This is a genomic window from Streptomyces globisporus (genome assembly GCF_003501885.1).
GTDB classification, from domain to species: domain Bacteria; phylum Actinomycetota; class Actinomycetes; order Streptomycetales; family Streptomycetaceae; genus Streptomyces; species Streptomyces globisporus_D.
The window spans coordinates 1-5433 of sequence record NZ_QWFA01000286.1 but is presented as its reverse complement, the minus strand read 5'-3'; the positions used below and the strand labels follow the sequence as shown (position 1 = coordinate 5433).

5 protein-coding genes are annotated in these 5433 nt (G+C 72.7%); 4 read left to right on the top strand and 1 reads right to left on the bottom strand.

The features are described from left to right. The 3 genes from D3105_RS31935 to nudC all read left to right on the top strand — a co-directional run. A partial coding sequence (locus tag D3105_RS31935) for a PD-(D/E)XK nuclease family protein (RefSeq protein WP_165891119.1) occupies positions 1–526 on the top strand: 526 nt, incomplete at its 5' end. A 10-nt stretch (positions 527–536) separates the two neighbouring features. Next, positions 537–1934, top strand: a complete 1398-nt coding sequence (locus tag D3105_RS31930; RefSeq protein WP_118906349.1) for a dipeptidase — start codon at positions 537–539, stop codon at positions 1932–1934. A 53-nt stretch (positions 1935–1987) separates the two neighbouring features. After that, positions 1988–2944, top strand: coding sequence for an NAD(+) diphosphatase (gene nudC / locus D3105_RS31925; protein ID WP_030810565.1), 957 nt, complete (start codon positions 1988–1990; stop codon positions 2942–2944). Positions 2945–3036: 92 nt separating this feature from the next. Here nudC and D3105_RS31920 read toward each other — a convergent pair whose 3' ends face one another. Next, positions 3037–3291, bottom strand: coding sequence for a glutaredoxin domain-containing protein (locus D3105_RS31920; protein WP_006127421.1), 255 nt, complete (start codon positions 3289–3291; stop codon positions 3037–3039). 345 nt (positions 3292–3636) lie between these two features. On the opposite strand from D3105_RS31920, the gene D3105_RS31915 reads away from it, so the two are divergent. Continuing rightward, positions 3637–5433: ATP-dependent helicase (locus D3105_RS31915; RefSeq protein WP_133305737.1), on the top strand; the 1797-nt coding region annotated here is incomplete at its 3' end.

The window sequence follows — 5433 nt, the reverse complement described above, 5'->3', positions numbered from 1 at the left end:
GAGCCCCATGCCCCGCCCGCCGCAGCCCGCCGCCCGCCGGGGCACCCGGTTCCACGCCTGGGTCGAGTCCCGGTACGAGGAGCTGCCGCTGCCCATGCTCGGCCCCGACGAGCTGCCCGGCGGCGACGAGAGCGACGCCGAGATCGCCGACGAGCGGGACCTCGCCGAGCTGAAGGAGGCGTTCGAGCGCACCGCGTACGCCCGGCGCACGCCGTACCGCGTGGAGACCCCCTTCCAGATCACCCTGGCGGGTCGGGTGATCCGGGGCCGGATCGACGCCGTCTACCGCACGGGCGACACCTACGAGATCGTCGACTGGAAGACCACCCGCCACCGGACCGCCGACCCGCTCCAGCTCGCCGTCTACCGCCTGGCCTGGGCCGAGCTGCACGATCTGCCGCTCGACGCGGTCACCGCCACCTTCCTCTACGTACGCACGGGCGAGACCGTCCATCCGCAGGGGCTGCCCGGCCGGGCGGAGCTGGAGCGGATCCTGCTGGACGAGCCGGTCGCCGGGGACGGATAGGCTCAAGAGCATGAGCGAGACCCCGGACAGCGCCGTCCGTACGTACACCGAACAGCACCGCGCCGCCTTCCTCGACGACCTCGCCGAGTGGCTGCGCATCCCCTCCGTATCCGCGCAGCCGGAGCACGAGGGGGACGTACGGCGCAGCGCCGAGTGGCTGAGCGCCAAGCTCAAGGAGACCGGCTTCCCGGTCGCCGAGATCTGGGAGACCCCCGGCGCCCCGGCGGTCTTCGCCGAGTGGCCGAGCGAGGACCCCGGCGCCCCGACCGTCCTGGTCTACGGCCACCACGACGTACAGCCCGCCGCCCGCGAGGACGGCTGGGCGACCGACCCGTTCGAGCCGGTGATCCGGGACGGCCGGATGTACGGGCGCGGCGCGGCCGACGACAAGGGGCAGGTGTTCTTCCACACCCTGGGCGTCCGCGCCCACCTCGCCGCGACCGGCCGCACCACCCCCGCCGTGCACCTCAAGCTGCTGATCGAGGGCGAGGAGGAGTCGGGCTCCCCGAACTTCCGCGCCCTGGCCGAGCAGCACGCGGAGCGGCTCGCCGCCGACGCGGTGATCGTCTCGGACACCGGCATGTGGGACGAGGACACCCCGACCGTCTGCACCGGCATGCGCGGCCTCGCCGAGTGCGAGATCCAGCTGTACGGGCCCGCCCAGGACATCCACTCCGGATCGTTCGGCGGAGCCGTCCCCAACCCGGCCACCGAGATCGCCCGGCTGGTCGCCGCCCTCCACGACGCGGACGGCCGCGTCGCGATCCCCGGCTTCTACGACGGGGTCACCGACCTCACCGACACCGAGCGGGCCCTCTTCGCCGAGCTGCCCTTCGACGAGGCCACCTGGCTGCACACCGCCAAGTCGGGTGCCGCATCCGGTGAGGCCGGGTACTCCACGCTGGAGCGCGTCTGGGCCCGCCCCACCGCCGAGGTCAATGGCATCGGCGGCGGCTACCAGGGGGCCGGAAGCAAGACGATCATCCCCTCCTCCGCTCTGGTGAAGATCAGCTTCCGGCTGGTCGACGGCCAGGACCCCGACGCCGTACAGAAGACCGTCCGCGCCTGGGTGGAGTCCCGCATCCCGGCGGGCATCCGGCACACCATCGCCTTCCAGCCCGCCACCCGCCCCTGTCTGACCCCGCTGGACCACCCCGCCCTGCAGGCCGTGGCCCGCGCGATGGGCCGGGCCTTCGGGAAGAAGATCCTCTTCACCCGCGAAGGAGGCTCGGGCCCGGCCGCCGACCTCAGGGACGTGCTCGGCGCCCCCGTCCTCTTCCTCGGCATCTCCGTACCCTCCGACGGCTGGCACGCTCCCGACGAGAAGGTCGAGCTGGACCTGCTGCTCAAGGGCGTGGAGACGACCGCCCACCTGTGGGGCGAACTGGCCACGGCGCTCGGCCGATGAACCCCGCCCCACCTCCGTACGCCCGATCCACTCAGGGGGAGTAGGAAGCACCTGTGAGCACCTTCGACAACGCCACCGCAGACCGCCCGATCGGCCTCACCGCGCCGAGCGGCATCGACCGCGCGGCACACCACCGTCTCGACGAGGCGTGGCTGGCCGTGGCGTGGAGCCACCCGACGACCCGCGTCTTCGTCGTCTCCGGCGGGCAGGTGCTGATCGACGACACCCCCGACGGGGGCACCGAGATCGTCATGACCCCGGCCTTCGAGGCCCCGGTCACCGAGACCCACCGGTACTTCCTCGGCACCGACGAGGACGGCGTCAGCTACTTCGCGCTCCAGAAGGACTCGCTTCCCGGCCGCATGGACCAGTCGGCCCGCCCGGCCGGACTCCGCGAGGCGGGCCTGCTCCTCGGCCCCCGGGACGCGGGGCTGATGGTGCACGCCGTCGCCCTGGAGAACTGGCAGCGGCTCCACCGTTTCTGCTCCCGCTGCGGCGAACGCACCGTCATCGCGGCGGCCGGCCACATCCGCCGCTGCCAGGCCTGCGGGGCCGAGCACTACCCGCGCACCGACCCGGCGGTCATCATGCTGGTCACCGACGACCAGGACCGGGCGCTGCTGGGCCGCCAGGTGCACTGGCCCGAGGGCCGCTTCTCCACACTCGCCGGGTTCGTCGAGCCGGGGGAGTCGATCGAGCAGTCCGTGGCCCGTGAGGTCTACGAGGAGGCCGGGATCACGGTCGGCGAGGTCGAGTACATCGCCAGCCAGCCGTGGCCGTTCCCCTCCAGCCTGATGCTCGGCTTCATGGCGCGGGCCACCTCCTTCGACATCAACGTCGACGGCGAGGAGATCGAGGAGGCCCGCTGGTTCTCCCGCGAGGACCTCACCGCCGCCTTCGAGTCCGGCGAGATCATGCCCCCGTTCGGCATCTCCATCGCGTCCCGCCTGATCGAGCTCTGGTACGGCAAGCCGCTCCCGAAGCCGGGAGCGGTGAAGCGGACCGCCTGAGTCCGTTGACGTCCGCGCCCCCGGACACACGACTGCCCCCGGCGGTGCCGGGGGCAGTGGTACGCGCGACAGGCTGTCGTCTCTCCGCCGGATCAGGCGGCGAGCGCCTGCTTCACCTGGGCGAGCGAGGGGTTCGTCATGACCGACTCGGTGCCCGAGGGGGCCACGATCAGCAGGGTGGGGACCGTCTGGTTTCCGCCATTCGCCTTCTCGACGAACGCGGCCGACTCCGGGTCGTGCTCGATGTTGACCTCGTTGTACGCGATGCCCTCGCGGTCCATCTGGCTCTTCAGCCGACGGCAGTAGCCGCACCAGGTGGTGCTGTACATCGTCACAGTGCCCGCCATGTCGCTGGCGCTCCTTCGTCTCGTCCGTACCGCTGCGCGGCCGGCAGCGTCACCTGCGGACCGGCCGCTCATCGCAGCGCTCCCGCAAGGTTAAGGAACGCACGGGAGGCGACCACCATTCCCGCGACGCCGGTACGGACCCCGAGACCGGCCGCTTGTCGCCCACTCGGGACCGGCTCCGGTACTGCTCAGGGACCGGCCTGGGGTTGCTCCGGGACCGGCTCCGGGACCGGCTCCGGGACTGGCTTCGAGGCAGGCCGCGCACCGCCCGCCCCGGTATGACGAACAGCTCACGCCTGTGGACGACCGCCGCATCCGCCCCCGGGGACCTGGCAGCATGGCGGGGTGACATCAGCAACGCACTCCACCCTCTTCCCGCAGGTACCCGAGACCCCGGACGCCGTGCTCGACGGGCTCGACCCCGAGCAGCGCGAGGTGGCACTCGCCCTGCACGGACCGGTGTGCGTGCTGGCCGGAGCCGGTACGGGCAAGACCCGCGCGATCACCCACCGCATTGCGTACGGGGTGCGGGCGGGCATCCTCCAGCCCGCCACGGTCCTCGCTGTCACCTTCACCAACCGGGCCGCCGGAGAGATGCGCGGCCGCCTCCGCCAGCTCGGCGCGACCGGCGTCCAGGCGCGGACCTTCCACTCCGCCGCGCTCCGGCAGCTCCAGTACTTCTGGCCGAAAGCAGTCGGTGGCGAGCTGCCCCGGCTGCTGGAGCGGAAGGTGCAGCTCGTCGCCGAGGCCGCCGCCCGCTGCGAGCTCCGGCTCGACCGCACCGAGCTGCGGGACGTCACCGGCGAGATCGAGTGGGCCAAGGTCACCCAGACCGTCCCCGCCGACTACGCGGCGGCCGTCGCCAAGGCTCAGCGGGACGCCCCCCGGGACCCGGCGGTCCTCTCCCAGATCTACTCCACGTACGAACAGCTCAAGCGTGACCGCTCGGTGATCGACTTCGAGGACGTGCTGCTGCTGATGGTCGGCATCCTCCAGGACCGGGGAGACATCGCCGACCACGTGCGCGGCCAGTACCAGCACTTCGTCGTCGACGAGTACCAGGACGTGAGCCCGCTCCAGCAGCGGCTGCTCGACCTCTGGGTCGGCGACCGGGACGATCTCTGCGTCGTCGGCGACGCCAGTCAGACGATCTACTCCTTCACCGGGGCCACCCCCGACCACCTGCTGAACTTCCGCACCCGTCACCCCGGGGCGACCGTCGTCAAGCTGGTCCGGGACTACCGCTCCACCCCCCAGGTCGTCCACCTCGCCAACGGCCTGCTGAGCCAGGCCCACGGCAAGGCCGCCGACCACCGCCTGGAGCTGGTCTCGCAGCGCGACAAGGGCCCCGAGCCGGTCTACACGGAGTACGGGGACGAGCCCACCGAGGCCGAGTCCACCGCCCGGCGCATCCGCGACCTCATCGCCTCGGGCGTGCCCGCCGGCGAGATCGCCGTGCTCTACCGGGTCAACTCCCAGTCCGAGGTCTACGAGCAGGCCCTCGCGGACGCCGGGGTGCCCTACCAGCTGCGCGGCGCCGAGCGGTTCTTCGAGCGGGCCGAGGTCCGGGAGGCGGGCATCGCCCTGCGCGGCGCGGCCCGCGCCGGGCGCAACGACTCCCTCCTCGACGGTGCGGAGGACCTGGCCTCCCAGGTGCGGGCGGTGCTCTCCACCAAGGGCTGGACCACCCGCCCGCCCGCCGGATCGGGCTCCGTGCGCGACCGCTGGGAGTCGCTGGCCGCGCTGGTGCGCCTCGCCGAGGACTTCGAGACGGCGAAACCGGGGGCCACCCTGACCGACCTGGTCCGCGAGCTCGACGAACGTGCGGCCGCCCAGCACGCCCCGACGGTCCAGGGGGTGACCCTCGCATCGCTGCACGCGGCGAAGGGCCTCGAATGGGACGCCGTGTTCCTGGTCGGCCTGACCGAGGGCATGATGCCGATCGCGTACGCCAAGACCGACGAGCAGGTCGAGGAGGAGCGCCGCCTGCTGTACGTCGGGATCACCCGCGCCCGTGTCCACCTCTCGCTCTCCTGGGCGCTGGCCCGGTCGCCGGGCGGCCGGGGAGGCCGCAAGCCGACCCGCTTCCTGAACGGGCTGCGGCCGGGCTCGACGGGGTCCGGGGCGCGGGGCGGCGTGCGG

What these genes read in the sequence shown, in the direction of transcription:
- D3105_RS31930 (WP_118906349.1), top strand. Translation starts at nt 537, where the DNA reads ATGAGCGAGACCCCGGACAGCGCCGTCCGTACGTACACCGAACAGCAC.
- D3105_RS31920 (WP_006127421.1), bottom strand. Translation starts at nt 3,291, where the DNA reads ATGGCGGGCACTGTGACGATGTACAGCACCACCTGGTGCGGCTACTGC.